This window comes from Chryseobacterium daecheongense (assembly GCA_027920525.1).
GTDB classification, from domain to species: Bacteria; Bacteroidota; Bacteroidia; order Flavobacteriales; family Weeksellaceae; genus Chryseobacterium; species Chryseobacterium proteolyticum.
Genome location: CP115858.1, coordinates 1,278,539 through 1,303,525 on the forward strand (window position 1 = coordinate 1,278,539; position 24,987 = coordinate 1,303,525).

Sequence of the window (24,987 nt, forward strand, 5' to 3'; positions counted from 1 at the left end):
GGGCACGAATACAAAAAATACAAGAAAAATTTCACGCCATTTTTTTAATTTTTATTTCATAATTCTAATAAAATACGGAATACTTAATGGGTAAAACTCCTTTTCATAGAATATTTATACTTTTCATTTTTACAAGGACTAAAATTATCAATAAATACCCACAGAAAATAATTTTGTAGTTTCATCCGAAAATTTAGAAATACAAGTCCGATAAGGAAATAAGCCCTGCACTAATCAATATCATTCAGCTCCTATGAATACATAAACTACACAATTAAAAAATCAAAAACACAACACAATGACGAAAAAAAAACACAAAAGGCTGATGGTCTCATTTATCTTTATATCCCTATTCAACGTAAAAGGCCAGGTAAAAATAATAACCCGGCAGTCAGGAGGGTCATCTCCTGAAAATTCGGGTGATACATGGTCTGCCTACGTAAAAGGCTTTATTCAAACCGATGCCATGCTCGATTTTCAGGAAATGGGATTTAAAGACGGATTCATAGCTCCTTCTATAGCAATACCCCAAAACAATTCGGTAAACAGTAACTTCAGCATTAAACAATCGCAAATAGGCTTTGGAATAAAACAGATGGATGAAAATGGAAATTCGGATCTGTCGGCTTACACAGAAATCGATTTCCTGGGTCCCAACGGAACTACTGCCCCAAGGTTTCGCCAGGGGTATATCAAATGGAAGAAATTATTGATCGGACAAACCTGGAGTAACTTCAGTGATTTTGATATTTTCCCCAATATTTTTGATTTTGTAGGGCCTAACGGAACCATGTTCATCAGAACGGTTCAGATCCGCTATTCAACACCTTTATCGAAAAAAGAAAGTCTTTCCCTTTCTCTGGAAGATCCTGATGCGGCGAGCATATTTCTTCCTAATAATGCTCCGAACTGGAAGAAGAAATCTATCCTTCCCATCTTCACAGCCGTATACAGATATGGCAATACAAGAGACTACTGTAAGCTGGGAACAATGGTTTCCCCCATAAGCTATGAAATAAAAAATGATGAACAAAAGCACACGGATGCCAATACAATTCTCGGATATAGCGGAATGGTTTCTGCCCGGCTTTATAGTGGGACATTAAATAATTTCAGATTCCAGTCTTCATACGGAAAAGGATATTCCAGCTATAATGTAGTTTTAAACGGTGAAAAATATGATGCGATCCCTGATATGGCCAACAACAGGCTGGTAGCTTTGAATTTATTCAATATTGTAGGCATCTATGAACATTGGTGGAATCCAAAACTGAGCTCGGTCATTTATTACAGCTTCTCTCAATTGGGAAGGAAGGATTTTGTTCCGGATACGATGATCCATAATTTCCAGAATTCAGGAATTAACCTGGCCTTTCAACCGCGTAAGAAACTAAGAATGGGTATCGAAGGAACTTACGGAATGCTGAAAAACTTTGGCCGGCAAAAAGCAAATATATTCCGGATCCAGCTTTCATCTTCTCTATCTTTTTAAAAAACACTGTTAAAAAGGGGTAATCATAAAGATTTCAACAAACTGATTTTCAGTGATGAAATTATTTATGAAAATTTATTAATTATATTTATTCTAAATTAATATATTTGCAACATGAATATGATTACCCCTTTTAAAGTACCGCCCTTAAGCCCTGTATATTCTTTTAATAATGAAGATATGTATTGCGAAAAAAAATCCTGTTGCAAGAAATTCAAAAAAGGAAAAAGATGTAAAAAGTGTCCGGGAAGGAAAAAAATGGCTTAATCTAGCTAAAACTTTTTATCAGAAAATAAACGGCTAAAACCAAAAGTATAACCGCCACAATAATCTGAATAACTTTCGGCTGTCCCTTAGGATTCACGGCTGTCCGTGGCTGACTCTTAAACAGATCTTCGGCGCCACTTCTAAATTTCTCCGTGTTACTTTCAAACACTTCCGTAATCGTAATTCCCTGCACCACCGTTTTGTGTAATAATGAATTGGTTGCATGCAGCAAAAGCTGGAATTTACCATCTTTAAATTCCGTAATCTTAAATGTCCTTTCCCCATAAGCCTTTTCCAGTCCAAACGGAAGAACCTTTACCACATCAGCATTACTTGTTTGCCAGTTGATAATGATCTCTTCTCCTTTTTTAGCATGAATTTTATTAGAGGTAAACGTTTTAATCGCCGGTGGAACATTATACCTGAAACTCTTCTGATGACTCTCCAAATTCTGATCATAGGCCCGTCTTCTTGAAGAATCGCTGAGCGTTTCGTAGGCTTCCTGAATTTCACGGAACCGGTCTGCAAAAAAATCATCATTTTCATTCTTATCCGGATGATATTTTAATGATAATTTTCTATAAGCCTTTTTGATGTCTTCTTCTGAAGCATCCTGAGAAATACCGAGAAAATAGTAGTAATCTTTCATGTAGAACCCTACAAAAGTAAGAATTTATTTTTCTAAATGCCCTTAAACATATACGATTTTTGTCATTGTAAACTAAGGAATTATTTCTTTGTCCTCACTTTCAAGATACTCTGGGCACGTCTCAAAGCTCAGGTTGGTTTAAAAGATGATGGAAAATAAAAGACTTCTGTTATCTTCCAATCTGCAGAGACGAAATCTCCTGCTTTGCCAATCCGTATATTCAAAATTTCATTAAAAAATTACGGCGCGGGAAGCTTTGCTTCCCGCGCCGTAATTAAACAATTTCAATTGAGTAATGATGATTAAGCTTTCGCTGCTTCATGTCTTCTGTGGCATCTGGATTTAAATTCTTTTTTGAATTTTCCTTTTAATTCCTCATACTGCTCATTATTCATTTCTCTGATTTTATCTGCAAGCCCGAAAGGTGATCTTTCTTTGATTCCGTATTCATCAAAAATACCTCTGATAAATCTTTTTCTTTCTGCCATTTTTTTGACTGCTAATACTACGCCTACTACAGCTAATGCTCCAAGAGCACCTTTTAATACTGAATTTTTCATTTTTTCAAAATTTTAAATTTTACTACTTCTTGTTTTTTATAGAGACGAATGAATTTTAATTTTACTTTACTACTTCTTTAAAAATTTCAAACTATTCGTTATTTCTGTTATGTCTGTTAAAGAATCCGTTTTCGCATTTGCTTCTCCAGACTTCTTTAAATTTTTCACGTTCTTCGGGAGACAAATGTTGCATTCTTTCTCTCATCTTTCTTTCTTTAAAGTCCCGCATTCCTTTTCCGAAATGGAAACCTCCGAAAAGAATTTTACTTAATATCAGTATCCCCATCGCCTGCCAGTAGCTAATTGATTTTACTCCTAAAATTTCAGGCAAAAGGCAGTTCCAAAGCGACATTACAATCCATGTAACGGCTAAGAGAATTAATGGTGGACATAGAATTAAAAAAATCCAGCCTTTTTTGTGTTTATGATTCATAATATCTTCTTTCTAACTATTTAAATCTTCGTATAATTTTCTTAATCTGTTTCTTAAATGCTTTACTGCATAGTTCTTTCTGCTGATGATGGTTTTTATATTTTCCCCTTGTTCATCCGCGATTTGCTGGAGGGTCTTGTCATTCAGCTCGTTTTCCGTATATACCAATCTTTGTTTCTCCGGAAGCTCTTCTAAAGCTTCGAATAATTTCTTCCAGATTTCATCCTGAAACATTTTCACTTCCGGACCGGCACTTTCATCCATCAATAGAATATCCTTGATGGAGAAGTCGCCATCTTCATCTTCGTATACAAAATCTTCAAGATTCTCGGTTTTCTTTTTACGGTAACGGTCGGTAATTTTATTGGCAGTCACCCTGTACAGCCATCCACCAACGTTTACAATCTCAGACAGATTGGTAATACTGCTGAACTGATACCAGACTTCCTGCAGAATATCTTCTGCATCTTCTGTATTTTTCACTTTCGGACGAATGAAAGACATCAGTTTTCCTCCGTAGCTCGAAACGGTTTGTGAGATGATACTTTCTTTCTCTTTCTGTGGCATTGTTATTTTTTCGACAACCTCCATACTCACATGACGATCATCTGTTTTGTTTTACTTTAATAAATTTAAAATATTTTTTATCAAATATTCACTTTTCTTTTGCTAATCATATTTTGACTCATAGATCTTAATAAACATGGTTCATTTTACACTTCTATACTTTTTATCCTGAGCAAAAGAAAAGGACGGAGCTAAAATATACTCCGTCCTCTTATAAAAGTTTATCTATGTTGTAATTATTTATTAAAATTCTCGGCAAAAAATCCCAGCATATACTTGTATAGTTCCAATCTGTTGGGTTCTTTTCCAAAGCCATGTCCTTCATCATATTTTACCAGGTAAGGAATTTCATATCCTTTTGCACGAAGTGCTTTCACGATCTGATCAGATTCATTGATATTTACTCTTGGATCATTCGCTCCCTGAACTACAAAAAGAGGCTTTTTAATTCTATCAATCTGAAAAACGGGAGATACTTCTTTTGCAATTTTTGCTTCCTCCGGATTGTCCAGATCATACCATATCTGTTTTACCATTTCTTTATATGGCTTCCAATACTCCGGAAATGAGTCAAAGAATGTAAAGATGTTTGAAACTCCAACATAATCCACTCCGCAGGTATACAGGTCGGGTGTTTTTATCAATCCCATCAAAGTAGCGTATCCTCCGTGGCTTCCTCCATAGATGGCTATCTTATCTTTATCTGCCCATCCCTGCTCTATGATATATTTTACTCCATCTTCTACATCATCCATTGCTTTTCTGCCGATTTGCTTATAGCCTGCTTTCTGAAATCCTTTTCCATAACCACCCGAAATCCTAAAATTAACCTGTAAAGTAGCATACCCGCGGCTCGCGAAAAGCTGTGTTTCAGGATTGAAGCCCCATTCATCACGGATTCCCTGCGGACCTCCATGAGGATTCACAATTAAAGGAACCTTTTTTCCTTCTATGGCAGCTTTCGGCAGTGTTATATATCCGTGAATCGTCAGTCCATCTCTGCTTTTAAACTGTATAGGACGCATTTCAGCCATATCTTCCTGCTTCAGCTGAGGCATAAGATCATAAAGAAGGGTTGTCTTTTTCGTTTTTGGATCATATTCATAATAGGTCCCGTACAATTTATCACTGCTCACAATAACCAAAAGTTTGTTATCATTATCATCTGAGGAAACGACATAAAACTGTTTATCTCCAAATTCTGATGTCAATTGAGCATGAACATCTTTATAAAATGCACTCACGGGAATCGTTTCATTTTTATCTCCGGTATAGCTGATGTAATCCAGCTCATAATTCCTGTTCTTACCTGCAATGCTTATTGAGCTTACATCAAAAACAGGGTTAGAATAAACTTCTTTTATTACGGAATTTTTTTTCAGGTCATACAATACGATTTTTGCCTTATCACTATCCAGGTTAGAAACAACATAAGCATCATCTTTATTTTCTGAATGGTCGTTAAATCCAATAATAGTAAAAGTATCGGACCAGTCGGTTTTCTTGATCAGATTAAACTTGCCGGTCTGTGTGTCCTTATAATAAGTATGGGTAGTCAAACCGTTAACCAGGATTGTATAGCCTCTTAAATTACCTTCTTTATCAAAGATATAATCATCTATAGGGTTCTTAGGATCTTTATTTTCATACAGCTGAACCATATCTCCTGTCACGAAATTAATCTTATAGGGTTCAAAGATCTGTTTGTTGTTTTTATTCATGGTAACTACCACGAAATCCGTATCTTTTATTAATTTAACCATACCTAGTGTTACTCCTTCAAAAGGGGTAAGGTCTTTCAGATTACCTCCATCAAGATCTGCAGCATACAAATGAATATTTTCATTTCCTCCTTTATCCTGGGTAAAGAACAGTCGGTTTTTATTCAGCCATCCATAGCTCTTGATCAGATCTTCCTTCTCCTCAATAGCTTTCGTAACTTTTCCTGTTTTTAAGTTCTTTACATAAACATGATTCTTGCTATCCTTGTCTTTTTCTTTATAGGATAGAAAATTGCCATTGGGAGAAATTTTAAATTGTGACGCTTTTGGCCTTGCAAAATAATCCTCTACTTTGTACTTAAATGTTCCTTTATCATAGGAGATAAGCTTATCAAGGTTCGCTTTGGCAGTTGGCAGGGTGGCATCACCCGGTAATTTGGCAGTTGTGTTTTGTGCATTGATCATAATTGTAGACATCGCAACCTGAACGGTTATTATAATTTTGGTTTTCAGTTTCATGACTTGGATTGATTTGAATTAAAAACATTAGCAAAAAAAGATGCTCTATAAATTAGACGTTTATATAACGCAAATGTTACATTTTTTCTCTCTTTTATGTGAAAAAAAATAACGAAGACTGACTTATCTCCGTTATTTTTTATAATTACAATATATTTTTAATTTAAATAAATTCCAAAATACCATGTCCAGGCAATCAGTATGATCTGCATGGGAAGCCTTTCTTTGTATAAATAAGACATTCCCGGCCCCGTATAATCCCCTTTGAAAAGATTAACTTTTTTTCTTGAGGAATTAATATTGGCAATAAAAACCAATACATAAAATATAATCAGCAAAATTGCCGTAGTTTCTCGTAACGCTGGTATCATCAAACCGATGCCGGCAGCAATTTCAATAATTCCCGTAGCGTATACCCAAAACATTTTAGCAGGTATAAAATCAGGAATCATCATTGCCATTCCCTTTTGGAATTTGAAATGAGCAAAGCCGGTAAACAGGATAAAAACAGCCATTCCCAGATTTCCGGAAAAAAGAAAGTTCCATTGTCCCTGAAGCAGCTTTGTCCCGACCAAAGCTATAATAAACGTAACGAAAAGAATAGATAATAGTTTCATTTTTTTAAGGTACTACAGATTCAAAATTTATTTCTGTATAGTTACATAAAAATAAAACAAAAATCCTCTATATTCATCCTACCTGTTTGGGGAAACTATTTAATTCATAATTAATTTTTCTCTGCAAGATTTTTTACAACTTCCAGTCCTTTTGTAAAACCCATATTTAAATGGTCTTTCCAGCTTTTCTCAACCTGGACTTCAGCATGGAGTTTGGTTTTTCCATCAAAATCAATAAGGATGTATTTTTCAAAGGAGCCACTCCATTCTTTTACTTCCTTACTCTCTGTATCTTCCACTCCATCTTTCACCATGCCCAGATGTTTAAATATAACCTCATGCGGCTCATTGAGACTATCAATAGTAGATACCATTCCCTCATTATTAGGATCCAGGAAATACGTTTTTCCACCGACTTTCCAGTCAGATTTCATGTGAGATCCCGGACTGAAAAACTGAGTCCATTCAGTGTAGGTTTCTTTTCCCCATAAAATATCCCAGACCTTTTGTAAGGGAGCATTAATAACGATTTCGTATGATAAAGTTTCCATATTATATTTTTAGGTGATTTTAGTAGATCATAAAATTACAGCTGATTCTGAGAAAGATTTTTTATAATCTCCAATGCTTTAGGAAATTTCTCTTCAAAAAACCCTTTAAATTCTTCAGGAGTCTGAATTTCACATTTTAAAGATGTTCCTTCATCGGTCTCTTTCAGGAAATAGGACTCTGTTGCCTCCCCCCATTCCTGAGGAGCTTCAACTCCGGCAACAATTTCTCCAAGGTGAAGAAACCGTATTTCTTTATTAGGTACATTTTTTTCCACCTTACTAAACATTCCATTATTATTGGGATCGAGGAACTTTACAATGCTTCCTTCTTCAAGATTTCCCTGATAAAATGATCCCTCAGCAAAAACTGCTGTCCATTGTCTGTAGGTTATCTCACCCCAAAGTACACTCCATATTTTTTCAGGAGTAGCATTGATTTGTATTTCATACGATAATTTTTCCATGTTATATATAATATTTAAGTGATTATTCTAAAATTGACAGCATTCATTAACCTCCTACAAAATCCCCTCCGTTGATATGAATGATTTCTCCGGTAATAAAACTTGAATCTTCAGAAGCCAGAAAAACATAAGCCGGTGCAACTTCAGAAGGCTGTCCAGCCCTTTTCAGGGGATTATCTTTACCGAATGTAGAAAGGCCATCAAACGTTTCTTTTACCAGCGGTGTCCAGATGGGTCCCGGAGCAACTCCATTAACCAAAATTTTCCGGTCTGCAAGATTGGTTGCCAATGACCTTACAAATGTTGCAATAGCTCCTTTTGTTGCAGAATAATCAATCAGGTGATCACTTCCACGGTAAGCAGTGACGGACGTGGTACAAATAATTCTTGCTCCGCTTTCCATGACTGATAGAAAATCCCTGGTCAAAGCAATCATTGAAATAATATTCACATTAAAGGTCTCAAGAATCTGCTGGTCGGATATTTTCTCAATATCATCTTTAGGAAATTGTATTCCGGCATTATTGACGAGAATATCAAGGGTCTTCCACTCTTTTTTTACCTTTTCAAGACATTTAGTTCTGAAAGTTTTTTTGGAAACATCGCCCTTGAGTAAAATACATGACCGTCCCTCTTTTTCTACCAGCTTTAAAGTTTCGCGGGCATCTTTATCACTTTCTTTGTAAATAATGATTACATCCGCTCCTTCTCTTGCAAAATGCACCGCTACCGCTTGTCCTATTCCGCTATCTCCACCCGAAATCACGGCTTTCTTATTCAGAAGTTTTTTACTTCCCAAATAGTTTTCACGAATGATCTCGGGAAACATGCCCTCTTTGGGTACTTTAGATTTGGATTGTGATTTGTTCTGTGTTTTCATATGCCGATCTTTTATAAACAGCATCAAACAATAAGCCGAAAACACTTTATGATTTATAAGCCACTTCTAAATCTTCTATAATAATTTTCTGCATTCGCATCATGGCCTGCACTACTTTTTGAGCTTTACCCTGATCGGAATCATTCATTAATTCGATCAGTCTTTTGGGTACTATTTGCCAGCTAACACCGTATTTATCTTTTAACCATCCACACATACTTTCTCTTCCACCTCCTGAAATCAAGGTGTTCCATAAATGATCTGTCTCCTGTTGGTCGTCGGTCATAATCACCATAGAAACCCCTTCATTGAAATCAAACTTATGATCATAAGAAGAGTCCATACAGTACAAGCTGTATCCGTCTATTTTAAAGCTGGCATGTTGTACGTTTTCGGGATTTTCATTGGATTCACCCCCATCTTTATATTTCATGACATTTACAATGTTTGAATTGGGAAAAGTATGGGTATAAAATTCCATTGCTTCCATTGCTTTACCATTATTATCATGCATGAACATTAATGTCGGCACCACCTTCTGATCACCATCCTTTTCGCCGAAAAGCAATTGCCAGTTCACCCCATAACGGTCACTCAACCATCCGAATTTTTTACTCCATGGATAAGAATCCAGTGCCATTAAAGCAGAACCACCATCAATAAGATGATCCCAATATCTTTGTACTTCATCTTCTGTTTCGCAGATTACCATGAAAGAGATGGAAGGATTTTTTTCAAATTGAGGGCCACCGTTAAGCAGCATCAACTTTTGCCCGAATAATTCTACATTCATTACAACTGGTGTATCTGCTGTAATTCGTCCATTAAATACTTTGCTGTAAAATTCTGCAGCCTCTTTAGCCTCTCCGTCGCACCAAAGGCACGGAAAAATATCGTTATTCATAATTAATTTTTTTAGGGTGATTGATATTGTTTTATTTTGTAGTAACGGATATGCTGTTCTCTTACCGAACTAAAACCAATTCCTTATTTCGATATCACTTTTAACAGCCAACTGCATATCGATGACGTTATAGTCTAATGAAAATATACCTTTATAAAAAAGTTCATTCCTTATTCAGATTGAAAATATGAACCGCATGCGAAAGAACTGACAAGCTATTATTCTTTAAACTCTTTAAAGTAAATCTGATGCTCGTGCATATAAATCTTAAGCTTTTTTAAAGTGTTCTTTCCAAACCCATGAAGCTGCAGGATTTCCTCCTCAGAATAATCTGATAATTTTTCCAGGGAATCAATTTTCTCTTTTTCTAAGGCACGTCTTGCAGGCATGGAAAGAACGCCTTGCAGAAAAGTTCCGGGAACAACATGATTAACAGCACAAATGGAACTTAAACATTTTGCCATTATGACTAAATTGATCATGATTGTTAAGAAATTTAATGATTTTCAACATATTTATGGAAATTATCGAGGATCGCATACCAGCCATCCCTTTGCATTTCCACAGAATTTTGTTTTTCAGGATCAAAAATTTCGGTAACCTTTGTTGTATTGGCATCAATACTGTCAAAGATCACTTCCACATTTCTGCCATCTTCCAAATGATACTTGATCCTCTGATTCGGAATAACCACATCATAAGTACCTTCAAAATCGAATCCGAAACTTTTATCTTTGGCTTCCATTCTGTTTTTGAACTTGCCTCCTACCCTCAGATCATTTTCAGAACTTGGGCATTGCCAGCTTTCATGAGCAAAGTTCCATTTTGTAATATGGTTGGGAGTATTAAAATAATCCCAAACTTTTTCAACTGGAGCTAAAATGGTAATGTCTATTTTAATGGGTTCCATAGTTATATTTTTGTGATTGTTGTAAAACAGGGCAACCAACTTACAGCTGCCCTTAGATAATGAAGTTAAATATAGGATTATTTTGCCGATTCATCATTATAGTTCACCATCCAATGAACACCATATTTATCCTGGAAGCTTCCAAAATAATCTCCCCAAAACTGGTCTTCTATAGGCATTTCTATATTTCCGCCTTCAGACAAACCTTTAAAAAGACGGTCTGCCTCTTCCCTTGATTCAGGAAATATGGAAACATAATTGTTGTTTCCTACGGTAAGTGTTTGTCCGAATCCGGGAACAATATCTGATGCCATTAAAAGGTCGTCACCGATAGGTAACGCAATATGCATTACTCTGTTTTTTTCTTCATCAGAAAGGTTTTCCGTTCCCGGAGCGTTGCCCATCTTATGAACTTCTCCTCTGAACTCTCCCCCGAAAACTGATTTATAAAAATTGAAAGCTTCTTCTGCTGTACCGTTAAAATTAAGGTACGGATTTAATTTTGCCATGATGTTTGGTTTTTAAAGTTATAATTATGTTTATATTGTAAAAGAGATCATTACTAACAGATGAAGCAACCGTTTTGTCAGAATGATTTACTCCAATTGATGTTAAAGTTTAATGATTTAAAAATTTGACTACTTCGTTCACAGTCAAATCGATGAGCTTACTATCGGTTTTACCCTCAAAATCAGTCATCATATAAGAACCGTGAGTAGCAGGAAGGATCATAAGCTGAGAATCAGGAACCAACCTCCACATTTCGACAACATGTTCAGGTCTTATTACATCGCGGTCTCCCGAGATAAAAAGAGTCGGCGATTCAATAGATTTCAAAACTTTCTCATCCCAGTCTTCAAAAGACTGCATTCTTTTGCTATCCTTCTGAAACATATTTTCCAACTTTGAGAAGTCAGGATTTAATTCCAGAAAATTGATCTTTAAAGGTTCCGGCATTGAGTCTAAAGTGACTTCGGACATGGAATCGAAAAAGCCCTCTATCATTCCGCTTCTTTTAAAAAACGCAGAAGCTACGATGAGTTTATCCACCAAACCGGGATGATGATGAGCGATTTGCATTACTGTACTTCCTCCGTTACTAAAACCCCAGAATGAAGCTTTTCCTATTTTCATTTCTTTTAGCAGTTGAGCTACATCATGAGCGTCCTGCTCAAATGTTTCAGGAATATCCCGGTGTTCACTCATTCCGTGATTTTGGAGATCAATTCCTATTAACTGAAACTGAGATTCAAGCCTGGAAATAATTTCCTTGTAATCAAATAAAATTGAAGAACCCCCTCCATGGATTAAAACCAAAGGTTTCCCTTCTCCATATACTTCATAATACATCTGAATTCCATTGACTTTTTTATAGCCTTTCTCTTTAAGATCCATGGGTTAGTATTTTAAATTTTCATCGGTGGTATAACTCATTCCCGGGTATCCTAAAATCTTCCTCATCAATCCCATTTGTCCGCACAGATAATCTTCCCGCCCTATACACATTCCCGTAAAATTGAGTTTTGTTTCTGAGTAAAAAGAAATATTCATCCCTATTTCAAAAATCTCATCCAACTGTTCATCTGTTGACTCTAATAGTTTTTGATAAACCTTTGGTGAAATATGGTGAAAGCTTTCTTTTAATTGAGCAATGTTAGGATAGCTGAAACTTTCGTCCAACGCTTTTCCCTGAAAGAAAAGGTCTGTGTATGGATCTTCTTCCTGAAGACCTAAAACTGAGCCCAGTCCATAGCGCATATTAAGAAAATTACCTGCCATCCAGACAATGTGATTCGTTTTACCGTCAATTCTTTTCATTGCATCTTCCTCTGAAATGCCCTCTAAAACATTTAAAAAGCTTTGTGAGTGCATCCTGTAGGCAGGAATTACAATTTCTAACTTTTTTGATTTTGGTGTATCCATAACGATATGGTTTTAATTTTTAATCTTTAAAGGTCTGCTGTTAAACATCTTTTTAAAGCATATTATTACTTGATAGCTCCCGGTTTTCCGAGAATTCTCCGAAGATATCCGAACTGGCCACTGTGATAAATCTCATGAAGACATAATGTAGCTATATCGTTAACCTGATCGGGGTTGATTCTTTCTAGGTGGCTGATTTTTTGTATCAGCCGGTCCTGGGTTTCATCCAGATAGGATTTTAATGTTTCAAAATCCGCAAATTCATCTTTTCTTTGTAAAGGAATCTCTCCCCTGTTATAGCAAGAATATTTCTCTTCATCCCATACTGATTCTCCTCCCAGAACATTAATAAATGCATTTCGTATATAGATTAAATGTCCTAAAATCCAGTTCATACAGTTGGCATCACCATTGGGAAAAACCATCGCTTCTTCGTTGCTGATGCCATCGATATTCATCAGAATCACTTTATAGTTACTAAGAACCTGTAGATTGATGATTTCAATGTCGTTTGATTTCGATTCCATAATAGGTATTTTTGGGAATTAAACTATTCCGTTGGTAATTTGGACATATCTGCAAACATTACTTCCCACTGATGTCCATTCAGATCGGCAAAAGCACATTGGTACATCCATCCATGGTCCTGAGGCTCACTGTATTTGGATCCTCCATTGGCAAGCGCTGTCTGAACCATTTGATCTACTTCTTCTCTGCTGTTAACACCTATGGCAAGAAGTACCTGAGTGGTATCGCCTTTTGCAACAGGTCTGTCTGTAAAGGTTTTTAGAAACTCTTCCATTAAGAACATGACATAAATATTGTCTTCTTTCATGATCACACAAACAGCTTTTTCATCTGAAAACTGCTCGTTGATTTCAAAACCAAGCTTCGTCCAGAATGCTCTTGTATCTTCAACGCTTTTTACCGGAAGATTTACGTAAATTTGATTGACTTTCATTTTTTGTAATTTTAGTGTTAAACTTTTAACCAAAATTACCAAGTCGATATCAGAATCATCTTGCCTTATGGCAAGATTTAATTTTTCTTTGGATGGGAAACTAATTCTTTACGGATTCTGCTTAAAGAAGTGTCTGTTACTCCAAGATAAGAAGCAATCTGCTTTAAAGGAGCATACTGAATCACCTGGCATTTCTCCTCCAGGAGATTAAGATATCTTCTGGTAGCAGATAAGGTAAACATTTCTACAGAACGCTGCTTATAAGCAAAGAGCTGCTGGGACATCCACGATCTCCCCCATTCCCTCAGGTTGGGAATTTTATGAAACAGGTTCTGAAAAGTATCATAATCCAGTTTCCAGCATTCACAATCGGTAATGCAGATGATATTCTCCTGAGAGGGAATTCGTTGGAAAAGAGATAATACTTCTATGATAATTTCATTCTCCGTAAAAAAATGAGTGGTTACTTCATTCCCGTTAAAGTCATTAACAAAGGATCTTGCAAGCCCTTTATCTAAAATATAATATTCATTAGCCATTTTTCCTTCTTCAAGAATAAAATCTCCTTTTTGAAAACTTATTTTTTCATGCGCCTGAAAGATCTCATCGAGCTCTTCGTGCATAAAAAAAGGGAAATCATATGAAATTTCTAAGGACTTACTGCTCATAAGATGAATATTTTTTAGATTCTAAAATTAAAATTTTTATCGGAACTGAATCAAAAAAGTTGTTGAAAATGTAAATAGCCCGAAATCAAATCACTTTCTGCCTACATTATAAATAATTTCACCTGATATGGTGATTGCCTTCTCAAAACAAAGAAAGCTGAATATCATTAGGTTTGATTGGCTTTTTAGCATCTCCGAAAACAGTTTTCCCTCCAAATCTCCAGGAATTCTGTCTTTCTTCTTCTATAACCTGCTGAATATCAAAATCTGGTGTAAAATCTTTTTCCGTTGTTGCTATTACCTGATGCAGCTTATTTAATGTCTTAAGTTTATCTGAATTTCCCAGCTTAGATTTTTCAATACCTTTTCGAAGGATATCGATGCTCTGATCATACACTTTCGTAGGAACAGGAAACGGATGTCCGTCTTTTCCGCCATGTGCAAAAGAAAATCTGGCCGGATCCGAAAATCTTGACGGTGCCCCATGAATCACCTCACTTACCAAAGCCAAAGATTGCATCGTCCTTGGTCCCACCCCTTCCAGCATTAAAAGATCTTCAAAATTCTGAGGCTGTTGTTCACGGGTAACATATAAAAGAGCCCCCAATCTTTTTAAATCTACGTCAGAAGCGCGGACATCGTGATGATCAGGGAGAATCAGACGGGAAAAATCGTTCATAATCTCTGCGGAATCCGTATGAGAAATCTCGAGAATTCCTTTTCTGTTTTCTGAAGCCTGCGCATCGGTAAGATTAAGAATTTTTCCTCTATGAACACCATTTATTCCCGTATGCGGTTCTTCAATAAATGATTTTATATTTTCCGAATGCCAATGATAGCGCCTTGCCGTTCCATCAGATTCATGCATTCCCTGCTGAACAACACTCCAGCTTCCATTGTCTGCCAGGATAAAATTATGCAGATATAACTGATACCCATCATGAATTGCTGTATTATCCACTTTCGCAGAGAGCTTGCTCGCCTTTACCAGCTCAGTACCGTTCAGGCCTGTTTTATCAGCAATCTGAAGAAGTTCCGAAGGAGTCTCTCTCGAAAATTTCCCTTTTCCCCCACAGATATAAAGCCCCAGTGATTGTGAATTCGGATTAATAGAGCGTTTTAAAGCTCCCATTACAGAGGTTGTAATGCCTGATGAATGCCAGTCCATTCCCATAACGGCTCCAAAACTCTGAAACCAAAACGGATCGGCCAGTCTTCTCAAAACCTCATCCTTACCATAATCCATCAAAATCACTTCAATGATGGACAATCCAAGAGTAGACATACGCTCATACAGCCATGGCGGTACTTTGCCATAGTGTAAAGGGAGATCTGCTGTTCCTGAACGTTTCATTTAAGGTGTAAAGTTAGAGGTTATTTAATAAGGTTTTAATGATTTGAATCATTATTTTTTTTTACATGATACTAATGTTTAGGACGAGTTTAATAAATAAGATTTGGCTAAACCAATGGACAGTTTTGTTTAAAACGGACTGAATCCCGCTTTTACTAATATTAAAAAATATTACTCCCTTACGCTTCGTCTTGAATCACAAACAATAATACGCGTAACCTATCCAAATCTTTAAATCCCTTCACACTTACCATTACTTTATCAAATAAACTCCACTTCCTTATGTTTCTCTGCATCAAATTTCTCATTGAAAATTATCTTATTTCCGAAAGGATCATTAACTGTGAAAGCTACTGCATCATAAAATGTTTTTTCCAACCCCGGCCTGTTGTATTTGTATTTCTTATCAATCAGTTCTTGATGATAGCGTGCCACGTCTTCACCCCAGATAAAAACACTGCTTCCAGGACTTGCATCTCCGTGATGTTCACTTAAATGAAAGATGATGTTTTCCTTCTTTACTTCCAGATAAACAGGGGTATTTTCTTCGAAACGATGTTCCCATACAATTTCAAAACCAAGCCAATCAATGTAAAATTCTATGGTTTTATTATAATCAAAAATTCTGAGGACCGGTATTACTTGTTCTGCTCTCATGTTGATAATTAAATTATTCGTGTGAAAGGATATTAATTAATTTTCCAAAGGGATCTCTGACAAAAAATCTACGAACCCCCCATTCCTCATCTGCAAGGTCATAGGTTATCTCAAAACCTGAATCTTTCATCTTTTTATAGATAGCCTCTACGTCATCTACTTCAATAGACAAATCAGGAACCGGCGTGTCATTTCCTCCCTGCATTGCAAAACTGATCTGAACCTTTGATTCTTCATTGCTTCCGAATGTTTTGATCCATCCGTGATTCATTATTATTTCCAGACCTAAAATACCATGATAGAAATGATCTGCCATGGACAAGTCTTCTGCCTTAATGTTAGCTACAATTCTTTTTACCATATTTTTGAAGTTCTTATCAATAAAAAAGCCTTGTGAAGATACACAGAATCATCACAAGGCGTATAGCTATTTTTACTAAATTGTCTTACAAGGTCGCTGCAGCTTCTAAGATCAATTGTGTTACTTCATTGGGATGGGACGCTAAGGAGGCATGCCCAGCATCTAAAGAAATAATTTTCTTAGGATTCATTCGCTCTGCCATTTCCTTTTCTGTTTCAGCAGGGATCATGCGATCTTTTGATGAAATCTGATACCAGCTCGGCTTTGTTTTCCATGCCGGTTCACCTGCAGTATCACCAAAACATTGGCTATGAATCGGTTTTTGGGATAATGACATGACCAATGCCTTTTCATCATCAAGATCCTGGCAAAATGCCGATTGGAATTCATCATATTTGATCCAAAGGAAGCCCTTGCTGTCCGGGTAAATGCTTGCTCCTCCAGGAGACTCTCTTCTTCCTAAAAGCGAGCCCAGACTATCACCGGCATCCGGTGCAAAGGCGGCAATATATACTAAACCTACAACCTTATCGTGATTTCCGGCTCCTGAAATGACAGCCCCTCCATATGAGTGACCAACCAAGAGAACTTTCCCATCCTGTGCATCTATCAAATCCTTAGTCTTGTCAATGTCATCTTGAAGAGTTGTGAGAGGGTTTTGAACACTTCTTACCTTATATCCTGCTTTCGTAAGTGCAGGGATAACATACTGCCAGTGGGAACCGTCTCCCCACGCTCCGTGTACCAGAATAATGGTTAAATCTTTTTGATCCATAATTGCTATTTTTAAGTTTGACACTAGTAAAACTACGTTCTTAAAAACCAATACACGTTAACTTAAGTTAATTAATAATCCGGGATCTTATACGACTTAATGACTGTTCCGTTATCCCCAGATAACTTGCGATATGCTTCTGGGCTATTTTCTGAACAAGCATAGGGTTTCTTTTTAAAAGATTCAGGTATCTGTTTTCAGGAGAATAGCATAGTAAATCATCAATTCTCTTTTTTGCATCAAGATAGATCTTTTCGCTCATCATCCTTCCGAACTTTTGCCAGTAAGCTTCCTTCTTATATAGATTTTGAAGATCATCTTTACTTAAAAGTAAGATCTCACAATGTTCTATAGCCTGAATATTCATATTGGAGACCGTATCACAAAGTATACTTTCATAGTCCGTAAAAAATTCATTTTCAAAATAGAAACCGAAGTTGATCTCACGGCCCTGATCATTGATGTAAAAGCTTCTTATCGTTCCGCTTTTAATAAAGCCCAGGTATTTGCATTTTTCTCCTTGTTTAAGAAAAAAATCAGACTTTAAAAGATGTGTATCTTTAAGGAGGGAAAAGAACTCCCCGAAATGTTCTTGGTCAACCTGGAATAGTGTACCATACTTAGTGTAGTTATCGGACATAATTTATTTTTCATTTGTTATTTGTGTATTTTGAATTTAAAAAAGCCTTGTAAAAATAAATCCCACAAGGCTCTTTAAAGAAATAAATTCTTAATTATTTTAATGCTTCAAGAGCAGCATTGTAATTAGGTTCGCTTCCAATTTCAGGAACCTGCTCCGTATACACTACTTTATTATTTTCGTCAGTAACGATCACTGCCCGGCTTAAAAGACCTTTCATAGGAGAATCTGTAATAGTTACCTCATAATCATCACCGAAGCTGCTTCTGAAATCAGATAGTGTTTCTACATTATTCAGACCTTCAGCTGCACAAAATCTGCCTAAGGCAAATGGAAGATCTTTGGAAACATTAATTACTACTGTATTATTTAAATTTGAAGCTTCTTCATTGAATTTTCTGGCAGAAGCCGCACATATTCCTGTATCAATACTAGGAAAAATATTAAATATTTTTTTCTTTCCTTCAAAGTCTGACAGGGTTTTAATATTCAATCCTGAATCCACTAATGCGAAATCCTTAATGGTATTTCCAACAGCTGGTAAATTACCTAATGTATGAACTGCGTTTCCTTTTAACGTTATATTGGACATAATTTATTTTTTTACGGTTTTTCAAATTTAGTTAAAAATGCCATTTTTTTCGTTCAAATAAAGGTTAAATAATTCTTAAAGTATAAAAACTTATATAGGATTAATCCAAAAAAATTAAATTTTAACTAAATTTGTGGGAGTTAAAAAATCAAATAATAAATAACAGTATAATGTCAGAAAAATCAAAAATCTACTACACATTAACGGATGAAGCTCCAATGCTGGCTACACACTCGTTTTTACCTATCGTAAAGGCATTTACAAAATCAGCAAATATTGAAATCGCCGTTCCGGATATTTCTTTGGCAGGAAGGATCCTTGCCAACTTCCCGGAGTTCTTAAAAGAAGATCAAAGAATTGGTGATGCTTTGGCTGAATTGGGCCAGATTGCAACAACACCGGATGCTAATATTATCAAGTTACCTAATATTTCCGCTTCTGTACCTCAGCTTGATGGAGCTATTGCAGAACTACAATCCAAAGGCTTTGCGGTTCCAAACTATCCTTCTGAGCCTAAAAATGATGAGGAAAAGGCGATTAAAGCAAAATATGCAAAAGTTTTAGGAAGTGCCGTAAACCCTGTGTTAAGAGAAGGGAATTCTGACAGACGTGCACCAAAAGCTGTTAAAAACTACGCAAAAGCGAACCCTCACCGAATGGGAGACTGGGCTTCTGACAGTAAAACTGATGTTGCCCATATGAATAACGGAGATTTCTATGGTACTGAAACTTCAACAACTCTTGAAAATGCTACAAAATATAAAATTGTTTTCAAAGGAAATGATGGTTCTGAAAAAGTCTTGAAAGATTTTGCAAGCCTTGAAGCAGGAGAAGTTATTGATTCTTCAGTGATGAACCTGAACGCTTTGAAATCTTTTGTACAGGAAGCGATTGAGGAGGCTAAAAACAGAAATGTTCTTCTTTCTGCTCACCTGAAAGCAACTATGATGAAAATCTCTGATCCGATTATTTTTGGGGCTATCGTAGAAACTTTCTTCAAAGATGTATTTACAAAATATGCAGATACTTTCAAATCTTTAGATATTAACCCTAACAACGGTCTTGCTGATCTATTTGAGAAAATCAAAGGAAATGCTCAGGAAGCTGAAATTAAAGCAGCTATCGAAACCGCTTTGGCAAATGGACCAAGAGTAGCAATGGTAAATTCGGATAAAGGAATTACCAACTTCCATGTTCCTTCAGATATCATCGTTGATGCATCTATGGCTGCATTAGTAAGAGGCGGAGGTAAAATGTGGAATAAAGAAGGTAAGGAAGAAGATACAGTAGCGATCATTCCGGACCGTTCTTATGCAGGTTTCTATCAGGCAGTAATCGATGATATGAAAGCTCATGGTAAGCTGGACCCTACAACTATGGGCTCTGTTCCGAATGTAGGTTTAATGGCTCAGAAGGCAGAAGAATACGGTTCTCATGACAAAACATTCCAGGCTACTGCTAACGGAACAATTGAAGTTCAGGATGAAGCAGGAAACGTTCTTCTTTCTCAGAAAGTAGAAGAAAATGATATCTTCAGAATGTGTCAGACTAAGGATGCTCCGATCCAGGACTGGGTAAAACTGGCAGTAAACAGATCAAGACTATCCGATACACCGGCTATTTTCTGGTTGGATAAAGGAAGAGCTCACGACAGAGAAATCATCAAAAAAGTAGAAAAATATCTAAAAGATCATGATACTGCAGGATTAGATATCAGAATCCTTGACGTAAAAGATGCCATGACTGAAACTCTTAAAAGAGCAAGAGAAGGTAAAGACACCATTTCGGTTTCAGGAAATGTATTGAGAGATTATCTAACAGACCTTTTCCCAATCCTTGAATTAGGAACTTCAGCAAAAATGCTTTCTATCGTTCCATTAATGAATGGAGGTGGTCTATTTGAAACAGGTGCCGGAGGTTCTGCTCCTAAGCATGTTGAACAGTTTCTTGAAGAAGGTTATTTAAGATGGGATTCTTTAGGAGAATTCTTGGCACTTCAGGCTTCTTTGGAACATTTGGCACAAACTCAGGGGAATACAAAATCTCAGGTGTTGGCTGATGCACTGGATGAAGCTAATGCTAAATTCCTGGCAACCGATAAATCTCCTGCAAGAAAGGTAGGACAGATCGATAACAGAGGTTCTCACTTCTACCTTGCTATGTATTGGGCAGAAGCCTTAGCTAATCAGACCAACGATGCTGAAATTGCTCAGAAGTTCAAGTCTGTTGCTGCAAGCATGCAAGAGAATGAAGCAGTGATCAACCAGGAATTAATTGCAGCTCAGGGTAAACCTCAAAATATTGACGGATATTACAAAACTGATACCTACAAGACCTATGCAGCTATGAGACCAAGTACTGTTTTAAATGAAATTATTGATGGAATTTAGATCTCTAAAAAGTTTTTGGTTTTTATTTTTTGCATTAATATTTACCGTTTCATGCTCTGGTGATTCAGATGAAGTCGTTACACCGCAGCCCGTAGAGGAAAAAATCATTCTAAAAGATGTGATAGTTGTTAATGATACCACTGTCAGATTAGAATGGACCACGACGGGTAAAAATACGTATCAGAGTTTTCAGTTTTTAAGAAGCAATTCCGAAAACGGAACTCCTGAATATCTGAATCAGGAAAATGGAACTACATTTGTAAAAGTAGATGCCAATGTTCCCTATTCTTCATATGTAGGTTACCAGATAATCGGGTATACTGCTAATGGTGAACCAGTAAAAAGTAACCTCGTTTCTTATAAAAGGCCTACCATTAAACCATTACTTAATATCAGACCTGTAGACGCTCTGTTTGATGCTGATAACGGAAGCATGTTTATATTTGGTTCTACTGGTAATATTATGAAGTATGATGTAACAACTGGTACAATTACAAAGGAAATATCTACCGGAGCAACTTTAGGTTATTCATTTTTAGGTTCTTATAATGGCCAGAAAGAATTATATGTTCCGAGAAATGATGGTTGGGTATATATCTACAATCCTAGTGATTTATCGTTAAAAGATCAAATAAACTTTGGAAGCGAAGTAAAAAGTGTTGTTTTAGCAGACAATAAATTATATGGAACAACTGGAGCTATTTCGAATGTTTCTTTAAAATGTTTTGACAGAACCACAAAACAATTGATATCAGAGAATGGAAGCTATCAATTTGGTAGAATAAAAAAGATTGCTAATACAAGCTCTAGTTTCTTTTTTATCACGACAAATGTAAGTCCTACCAATCTTATTCGCTTTAATTATAATGCTGACGGAACATTCGTTAATAAATTTGAAGATACCTATCACGGTGATTATCCTTTAAACCCTAGAATATTTGAATCCCTTCCTACCGGAAATGGTTTCTTAACAGCTATGGAAGGAGTTATCTATAATTCTAATCTGGTTTATATAGGTCAATTGCCTCGTGGCAACTCAGGACTATCAAGCTATGATTTTGATGCGAGTAACATCATTGCAGGAACCGATAAGAAAAGTATTGAGTTTTATAACCTGACAAGTTATGCAAAAGTAAACTCAATAAGTACCGAAAGATATCCTTTTAAAGTATTTAATTACGGGAATAAGGTTGTTTCCTTAAGCTCAATAAATGCGATTAATATCAACTCTGGTTATTCAGATCCACCTGAAAATGTTATTGTAGAAGTATTTAATAAATAGTAAAAAATCCTCTCACTTGAGAGGATTTTTTATTTAGTTCTGCTTATCTACGATTACCTTCCGGTGCTCCCTCCCCCAGTTGATCATTTCCGTGATGATCTTCCCGAAAGTACGACAATACTCCGTGGGTATATATTCTATTAAAACCGGAGTATCGGGATATACATTTCTGGTCACCAGTTTATTCATCTCCATATCTTTTAACTCTTTTGAAAGCATTCTTGTTGTAATACCTGGAATACTGCGTTCAATCTCACGGAAACGCCTGTTACCATTGCAAATTGAATTGATAACTGGAATACGCCATTTACCACCTATAAAGTACAAGGTATCCTGCAACGCTCTGAGTTCTTCGGTCTGATCTCTTTCCATTTTAAAATATTTATTTTGATATACTCTGTGATACTGATTACAAAAGTATATCATTTTCACTATAACTTTGTCAAAAATTTTAAGAAATGAATAAATTTAACAACAAACTGGCAGTAGTGACCGGTGGAAATAGTGGAATCGGATATGCCACAGCAAAGGAATTAATAGCTGAAGGAGCAAAAGTAATTATTACCGGCAGAAGGAAAGACGCCATTGAAAAAGCAGCTGAAGAACTAGGGGCAATTCCGTTCGTTGCAGATCAGGGCAAACTGGAAGATATTGATCTGTTGAAAAAAGAAGTTGAAGAAAAACACGGGAAAGTTGACATTTTATTTATCAATGCAGGAATTACGGGCACATTGACCTCTATTGAGAATATGGATGCCGATAATTTTGATAATGTAATGAATATCAACTTCAGAGGAGCTTATTTCACGTTGAGTAAGTTCACTCCTATTTTACATGATGGTGCTTCTGTGGTATTCTTATCATCAAATGTTGCAACAACCTATAAACCTAACAGTTCCGTTTATCAGGCAAGTAAGGCAGCCCTCAATTCTATTGCGAAAACAGCCGCCGCTGAATTAGCACCAAGAAAGATCAGGGTCAATATGGTAAGTCCGGGTCCTACAAAAACTGAAATTATGACCAAAGCCGGTCTCGATGACGAAACACTAAAAGGCATAAATGAGTGGCTCATCGATGCTATCCCATTAAAGAAAATGGGAACTGCTGAAGATGTTGCAAAACTGGTTGTTTATTTATCCGATTCGCATGTGGCAAGTTTTATGACAGGTACTGAAATTATCATTGACGGAGGAATGATTTTATAGTTAAACACTCTCCATATCACATACCGGAAGAACTTCCGGTATTTTTTGTTTTATATTCCGGGGCATAAATTCTACTTCACCCCTTAAATTGTCCGGTTCACCTTTTTTTAGGTTTCATTTCCTTTGCCAGCAATCTATTTTTGAATCATAAAAATAAAACGATTATGGATTCAGTAAAGAAAAAGAGAACAACAAAACCCATTGCTATATTATTTATAGCTATTGTGGGAGTCTTTGCAGGATTACAGCTTTTCAATTCTCCTATTGAAGGTAAACCTGTAACCGGCACCATTGAAGCACCGCACGAGGTGATTGCCGTTCTGGAAAGATCGTGCTTCAACTGCCATTCTAATGAACAGAAACTAAGCTGGTATGATAAGCTTGCTCCCATGTCATGGGGTGTAAAAAAGGATGTTGAAAGAGCAAGGGAGGTCATGAATTTTTCTGAATGGTCAAAGGTTTCACCAGGTGAACACAAAGGCAGAATGTATTCCATATTGAATATGATGCAAGCCGGAAAAATGCCTCTTCACGAATATACCTTACTGCATGCGTCTGCAAAAGTTTCAGCAAAAGATATTGAAGTTATCAGAAAATACACACTATCTCTTTCGGGAAAAAATCTTTCACCGGCAAACACAAAAGAGGTAAAACCCCTTCAACAAGATATAAAAACAGCTTCTGTAAGCCATTCTGGTTTTCCGGTTTCACCAAATGGAGTAAAATATACACCGGAGTTTAAAAACTGGAAAGTAATCAGTATGAGTACATTATTTGATAATTCCATCCGCGTTATCTATGGAAACAGCATTGCCGTAAAAGCAGTTGAAACAGACAATTTCCATCCATGGCCGGACGGCAGCATCGTAGTAAAAGCAGTATGGAAACAGACAGAAGCTCCTGATGGAGAAATCAGACCTGGCGAATTTGTTAATGCTCAGTTTATGGTAAAAGATTCAAAAAAATACACCGATACCGAAGGATGGGGTTTCGCCAAATTCTCGGGTAAAGATCTTCACCCTACCGGAAATACGGCATCATTTGCCAGAGAATCATGTATTGCCTGTCATCGTCAGCTGGCAGAGCCTACAGGATATTTATTCGACGTACCGATGAAAGTAAACACCAAAAATCTAATCGAAAAACTACAGACAAAATGAATAAAATAATTATAGCCATGATAGGAAGTTTTCTTTTTTTAATTTCATGCAAAACTGAAAATTCCAAGGACTGGGAGCATGTCCGTCTTGTGTTTGATGCCGGTGGGCTACAGTTCATTGCCTCATCTTTAAATACGAAAAAAGAGACGATGTCCGCCCTATACGGAAACAGTCAGGCCCTTCAATCTTTATCCAATAAAAATGATAAGCCGCTGCCCGGAACAAAAATGAAACTTGTCATCTGGAAATATCATGAAAACCCGCAATATACCGGAGGTACTATCACTGGTGAGCTGGTGAGCGTAGAAACTGTTGAAACCGGTATAAAAGGATCAGTCTCTTACCGGAAAGAGCTGGATAACGAAAAGGAACCCGGCATCTTTCAGACTAAAGAACAAAGAATACAGTATATGATGGGCTATCAACCGGTCGTTATGCCGTAAAAATAATGCAATCTGAGATTCACCAGCAGTCTCAGATTGTAT

The 24,987-nt window shown here is 36.5% G+C and carries 31 protein-coding genes; 6 read left to right on the forward strand and 25 right to left on the reverse strand.

From position 1 onward, the window contains the following. Window positions 1-298 precede the first annotated feature (298 nt). Window positions 299-1,492 carry a DcaP family trimeric outer membrane transporter gene (locus PFY10_05545; protein WBV57903.1) on the forward strand — a complete coding sequence of 398 codons (1,194 nt, stop codon included), beginning with the start codon at window positions 299-301 and terminating at the stop codon, window positions 1,490-1,492. Window positions 1,493-1,760: 268 nt separating this feature from the next. On the opposite strand, the gene PFY10_05550 is transcribed toward PFY10_05545, so the two are convergent. The 24 genes from PFY10_05550 to tpx all read right to left on the reverse strand — a co-directional run bounded on the left by PFY10_05550 (window position 1,761) and on the right by tpx (window position 18,465). Beyond that, a complete protein-coding gene (locus PFY10_05550; protein ID WBV57904.1) occupies window positions 1,761-2,408 on the reverse strand; it encodes a DnaJ domain-containing protein in 648 nt (215 codons plus the stop codon). 302 nt (window positions 2,409-2,710) lie between these two features. Then, window positions 2,711-2,968 (reverse strand): hypothetical protein, encoded by a 258-nt coding sequence (locus PFY10_05555; GenBank protein ID WBV57905.1) that lies wholly within the window; start codon window positions 2,966-2,968, stop codon window positions 2,711-2,713. A 91-nt stretch (window positions 2,969-3,059) separates the two neighbouring features. Beyond that, complete coding sequence (locus PFY10_05560; protein ID WBV57906.1) at window positions 3,060-3,401, reverse strand: hypothetical protein; 342 nt, start codon at window positions 3,399-3,401, stop codon at window positions 3,060-3,062. A gap of 12 nt (window positions 3,402-3,413) precedes the next feature. Next, complete coding sequence (locus PFY10_05565) at window positions 3,414-3,968, reverse strand: sigma-70 family RNA polymerase sigma factor (protein ID WBV57907.1); 555 nt, start codon at window positions 3,966-3,968, stop codon at window positions 3,414-3,416. 236 nt (window positions 3,969-4,204) lie between these two features. Further along, window positions 4,205-6,208 carry a S9 family peptidase gene (locus PFY10_05570; GenBank protein ID WBV57908.1) on the reverse strand — a complete coding sequence of 668 codons (2,004 nt, stop codon included), beginning with the start codon at window positions 6,206-6,208 and terminating at the stop codon, window positions 4,205-4,207. A 158-nt stretch (window positions 6,209-6,366) separates the two neighbouring features. Continuing rightward, window positions 6,367-6,825 (reverse strand): hypothetical protein, encoded by a 459-nt coding sequence (locus PFY10_05575; GenBank protein WBV57909.1) that lies wholly within the window; start codon window positions 6,823-6,825, stop codon window positions 6,367-6,369. Window positions 6,826-6,935: 110 nt separating this feature from the next. Next, the gene (locus PFY10_05580) at window positions 6,936-7,376 is read right to left on the reverse strand and encodes an SRPBCC domain-containing protein (GenBank protein ID WBV57910.1); all 441 of its coding nucleotides are present in this window, start codon (window positions 7,374-7,376) and stop codon (window positions 6,936-6,938) included. A 35-nt stretch (window positions 7,377-7,411) separates the two neighbouring features. Beyond that, complete coding sequence (locus PFY10_05585) at window positions 7,412-7,840, reverse strand: SRPBCC domain-containing protein (GenBank protein WBV57911.1); 429 nt, start codon at window positions 7,838-7,840, stop codon at window positions 7,412-7,414. A gap of 46 nt (window positions 7,841-7,886) precedes the next feature. After that, on the reverse strand, window positions 7,887-8,720 hold the full coding sequence (locus PFY10_05590) for an SDR family oxidoreductase (protein ID WBV57912.1): 834 nt from the start codon (window positions 8,718-8,720) through the stop codon (window positions 7,887-7,889). Between the two features lie 46 nt (window positions 8,721-8,766). Further along, window positions 8,767-9,624 carry a VOC family protein gene (locus PFY10_05595; protein WBV57913.1) on the reverse strand — a complete coding sequence of 286 codons (858 nt, stop codon included), beginning with the start codon at window positions 9,622-9,624 and terminating at the stop codon, window positions 8,767-8,769. Window positions 9,625-9,842: 218 nt separating this feature from the next. Further along, window positions 9,843-10,088 (reverse strand): hypothetical protein, encoded by a 246-nt coding sequence (locus tag PFY10_05600; GenBank protein ID WBV57914.1) that lies wholly within the window; start codon window positions 10,086-10,088, stop codon window positions 9,843-9,845. Window positions 10,089-10,120: 32 nt separating this feature from the next. Next, window positions 10,121-10,534 carry an SRPBCC family protein gene (locus tag PFY10_05605; protein WBV57915.1) on the reverse strand — a complete coding sequence of 138 codons (414 nt, stop codon included), beginning with the start codon at window positions 10,532-10,534 and terminating at the stop codon, window positions 10,121-10,123. 77 nt (window positions 10,535-10,611) lie between these two features. After that, window positions 10,612-11,043: a VOC family protein gene (locus PFY10_05610; GenBank protein WBV57916.1), complete on the reverse strand. Its 432-nt coding sequence runs from the start codon at window positions 11,041-11,043 to the stop codon at window positions 10,612-10,614. A gap of 109 nt (window positions 11,044-11,152) precedes the next feature. Beyond that, entirely contained in the window at window positions 11,153-11,929 is a 777-nt protein-coding gene (locus PFY10_05615) for an alpha/beta hydrolase (protein WBV57917.1), read from the reverse strand. 3 nt (window positions 11,930-11,932) lie between these two features. Then, entirely contained in the window at window positions 11,933-12,457 is a 525-nt protein-coding gene (locus tag PFY10_05620) for a DinB family protein (protein WBV57918.1), read from the reverse strand. A 65-nt stretch (window positions 12,458-12,522) separates the two neighbouring features. Beyond that, the gene (locus PFY10_05625) at window positions 12,523-12,984 is read right to left on the reverse strand and encodes a hypothetical protein (GenBank protein WBV57919.1); all 462 of its coding nucleotides are present in this window, start codon (window positions 12,982-12,984) and stop codon (window positions 12,523-12,525) included. Between the two features lie 23 nt (window positions 12,985-13,007). Beyond that, the gene (locus PFY10_05630; GenBank protein ID WBV57920.1) at window positions 13,008-13,418 is read right to left on the reverse strand and encodes a VOC family protein; all 411 of its coding nucleotides are present in this window, start codon (window positions 13,416-13,418) and stop codon (window positions 13,008-13,010) included. Window positions 13,419-13,495: 77 nt separating this feature from the next. Then, a complete protein-coding gene (locus PFY10_05635; GenBank protein WBV57921.1) occupies window positions 13,496-14,086 on the reverse strand; it encodes a Crp/Fnr family transcriptional regulator in 591 nt (196 codons plus the stop codon). A gap of 142 nt (window positions 14,087-14,228) precedes the next feature. Then, a complete protein-coding gene (locus PFY10_05640) occupies window positions 14,229-15,440 on the reverse strand; it encodes a DUF763 domain-containing protein (protein WBV57922.1) in 1,212 nt (403 codons plus the stop codon). 261 nt (window positions 15,441-15,701) lie between these two features. Continuing rightward, a complete protein-coding gene (locus tag PFY10_05645) occupies window positions 15,702-16,097 on the reverse strand; it encodes a glyoxalase superfamily protein (protein WBV57923.1) in 396 nt (131 codons plus the stop codon). A 13-nt stretch (window positions 16,098-16,110) separates the two neighbouring features. After that, entirely contained in the window at window positions 16,111-16,458 is a 348-nt protein-coding gene (locus PFY10_05650) for a VOC family protein (protein WBV57924.1), read from the reverse strand. A gap of 85 nt (window positions 16,459-16,543) precedes the next feature. Next, a complete protein-coding gene (locus PFY10_05655) occupies window positions 16,544-17,233 on the reverse strand; it encodes an alpha/beta hydrolase (GenBank protein WBV57925.1) in 690 nt (229 codons plus the stop codon). 67 nt (window positions 17,234-17,300) lie between these two features. After that, window positions 17,301-17,873, reverse strand: a complete 573-nt coding sequence (locus PFY10_05660; protein ID WBV57926.1) for a Crp/Fnr family transcriptional regulator — start codon at window positions 17,871-17,873, stop codon at window positions 17,301-17,303. A 94-nt stretch (window positions 17,874-17,967) separates the two neighbouring features. Further along, on the reverse strand, window positions 17,968-18,465 hold the full coding sequence (tpx, locus tag PFY10_05665) for a thiol peroxidase (protein ID WBV57927.1): 498 nt from the start codon (window positions 18,463-18,465) through the stop codon (window positions 17,968-17,970). 170 nt (window positions 18,466-18,635) lie between these two features. Between tpx and PFY10_05670 the strand changes: the two genes are divergently transcribed. Further along, window positions 18,636-20,855 (forward strand): NADP-dependent isocitrate dehydrogenase, encoded by a 2,220-nt coding sequence (locus PFY10_05670; protein WBV57928.1) that lies wholly within the window; start codon window positions 18,636-18,638, stop codon window positions 20,853-20,855. Next, window positions 20,845-22,137 carry a hypothetical protein gene (locus tag PFY10_05675; GenBank protein WBV57929.1) on the forward strand — a complete coding sequence of 431 codons (1,293 nt, stop codon included), beginning with the start codon at window positions 20,845-20,847 and terminating at the stop codon, window positions 22,135-22,137. The genes PFY10_05670 and PFY10_05675 overlap by 11 nt, the downstream gene beginning before the upstream one ends. Before the next feature lie 33 nt (window positions 22,138-22,170). Here the strand turns inward: PFY10_05675 and PFY10_05680 are convergent, their stop codons facing one another. Next, on the reverse strand, window positions 22,171-22,509 hold the full coding sequence (locus PFY10_05680; GenBank protein ID WBV57930.1) for a helix-turn-helix domain-containing protein: 339 nt from the start codon (window positions 22,507-22,509) through the stop codon (window positions 22,171-22,173). An 86-nt stretch (window positions 22,510-22,595) separates the two neighbouring features. Here PFY10_05680 and PFY10_05685 point away from each other — a divergent pair, with 86 nt between their 5' ends. The 3 genes from PFY10_05685 (at window position 22,596) to PFY10_05695 (ending at window position 24,945) form a co-directional block, all read left to right on the forward strand. Further along, complete coding sequence (locus PFY10_05685; protein ID WBV57931.1) at window positions 22,596-23,342, forward strand: SDR family oxidoreductase; 747 nt, start codon at window positions 22,596-22,598, stop codon at window positions 23,340-23,342. A gap of 164 nt (window positions 23,343-23,506) precedes the next feature. Then, window positions 23,507-24,502: a heme-binding domain-containing protein gene (locus PFY10_05690; protein ID WBV57932.1), complete on the forward strand. Its 996-nt coding sequence runs from the start codon at window positions 23,507-23,509 to the stop codon at window positions 24,500-24,502. Next, on the forward strand, window positions 24,499-24,945 hold the full coding sequence (locus PFY10_05695; protein WBV57933.1) for a hypothetical protein: 447 nt from the start codon (window positions 24,499-24,501) through the stop codon (window positions 24,943-24,945). Before PFY10_05690 ends, PFY10_05695 begins: the two co-directional genes overlap by 4 nt. The last annotated feature ends 42 nt before the right edge of the window (window positions 24,946-24,987 follow it).

Coding starts and splice junctions, on each gene's coding strand:
- PFY10_05555 (WBV57905.1), bottom strand. CDS start 2,968: ATGAAAAATTCAGTATTAAAAGGTGCTCTTGGAGCATTAGCTGTAGTA.
- PFY10_05680 (WBV57930.1), bottom strand. CDS start 22,509: ATGGAAAGAGATCAGACCGAAGAACTCAGAGCGTTGCAGGATACCTTG.
- PFY10_05550 (WBV57904.1), bottom strand. CDS start 2,408: ATGAAAGATTACTACTATTTTCTCGGTATTTCTCAGGATGCTTCAGAA.
- PFY10_05625 (WBV57919.1), bottom strand. CDS start 12,984: ATGGAATCGAAATCAAACGACATTGAAATCATCAATCTACAGGTTCTT.
- PFY10_05605 (WBV57915.1), bottom strand. CDS start 10,534: ATGGAACCCATTAAAATAGACATTACCATTTTAGCTCCAGTTGAAAAA.
- PFY10_05660 (WBV57926.1), bottom strand. CDS start 17,873: ATGTCCGATAACTACACTAAGTATGGTACACTATTCCAGGTTGACCAA.
- PFY10_05650 (WBV57924.1), bottom strand. CDS start 16,458: ATGGTAAAAAGAATTGTAGCTAACATTAAGGCAGAAGACTTGTCCATG.
- PFY10_05580 (WBV57910.1), bottom strand. CDS start 7,376: ATGGAAACTTTATCATACGAAATCGTTATTAATGCTCCCTTACAAAAG.
- PFY10_05690 (WBV57932.1), top strand. CDS start 23,507: ATGGATTCAGTAAAGAAAAAGAGAACAACAAAACCCATTGCTATATTA.
- PFY10_05655 (WBV57925.1), bottom strand. CDS start 17,233: ATGGATCAAAAAGATTTAACCATTATTCTGGTACACGGAGCGTGGGGA.
- PFY10_05545 (WBV57903.1), top strand. CDS start 299: ATGACGAAAAAAAAACACAAAAGGCTGATGGTCTCATTTATCTTTATA.
- PFY10_05675 (WBV57929.1), top strand. CDS start 20,845: ATGGAATTTAGATCTCTAAAAAGTTTTTGGTTTTTATTTTTTGCATTA.
- PFY10_05685 (WBV57931.1), top strand. CDS start 22,596: ATGAATAAATTTAACAACAAACTGGCAGTAGTGACCGGTGGAAATAGT.
- PFY10_05615 (WBV57917.1), bottom strand. CDS start 11,929: ATGGATCTTAAAGAGAAAGGCTATAAAAAAGTCAATGGAATTCAGATG.
- PFY10_05620 (WBV57918.1), bottom strand. CDS start 12,457: ATGGATACACCAAAATCAAAAAAGTTAGAAATTGTAATTCCTGCCTAC.
- PFY10_05590 (WBV57912.1), bottom strand. CDS start 8,720: ATGAAAACACAGAACAAATCACAATCCAAATCTAAAGTACCCAAAGAG.
- PFY10_05570 (WBV57908.1), bottom strand. CDS start 6,208: ATGAAACTGAAAACCAAAATTATAATAACCGTTCAGGTTGCGATGTCT.
- PFY10_05575 (WBV57909.1), bottom strand. CDS start 6,825: ATGAAACTATTATCTATTCTTTTCGTTACGTTTATTATAGCTTTGGTC.
- tpx (WBV57927.1), bottom strand. CDS start 18,465: ATGTCCAATATAACGTTAAAAGGAAACGCAGTTCATACATTAGGTAAT.
- PFY10_05600 (WBV57914.1), bottom strand. CDS start 10,088: ATGGCAAAATGTTTAAGTTCCATTTGTGCTGTTAATCATGTTGTTCCC.
- PFY10_05565 (WBV57907.1), bottom strand. CDS start 3,968: ATGCCACAGAAAGAGAAAGAAAGTATCATCTCACAAACCGTTTCGAGC.
- PFY10_05630 (WBV57920.1), bottom strand. CDS start 13,418: ATGAAAGTCAATCAAATTTACGTAAATCTTCCGGTAAAAAGCGTTGAA.
- PFY10_05645 (WBV57923.1), bottom strand. CDS start 16,097: ATGAGAGCAGAACAAGTAATACCGGTCCTCAGAATTTTTGATTATAAT.
- PFY10_05585 (WBV57911.1), bottom strand. CDS start 7,840: ATGGAAAAATTATCGTATGAAATACAAATCAATGCTACTCCTGAAAAA.
- PFY10_05635 (WBV57921.1), bottom strand. CDS start 14,086: ATGAGCAGTAAGTCCTTAGAAATTTCATATGATTTCCCTTTTTTTATG.
- PFY10_05670 (WBV57928.1), top strand. CDS start 18,636: ATGTCAGAAAAATCAAAAATCTACTACACATTAACGGATGAAGCTCCA.
- PFY10_05595 (WBV57913.1), bottom strand. CDS start 9,624: ATGAATAACGATATTTTTCCGTGCCTTTGGTGCGACGGAGAGGCTAAA.
- PFY10_05640 (WBV57922.1), bottom strand. CDS start 15,440: ATGAAACGTTCAGGAACAGCAGATCTCCCTTTACACTATGGCAAAGTA.
- PFY10_05695 (WBV57933.1), top strand. CDS start 24,499: ATGAATAAAATAATTATAGCCATGATAGGAAGTTTTCTTTTTTTAATT.
- PFY10_05560 (WBV57906.1), bottom strand. CDS start 3,401: ATGAATCATAAACACAAAAAAGGCTGGATTTTTTTAATTCTATGTCCA.
- PFY10_05610 (WBV57916.1), bottom strand. CDS start 11,043: ATGGCAAAATTAAATCCGTACCTTAATTTTAACGGTACAGCAGAAGAA.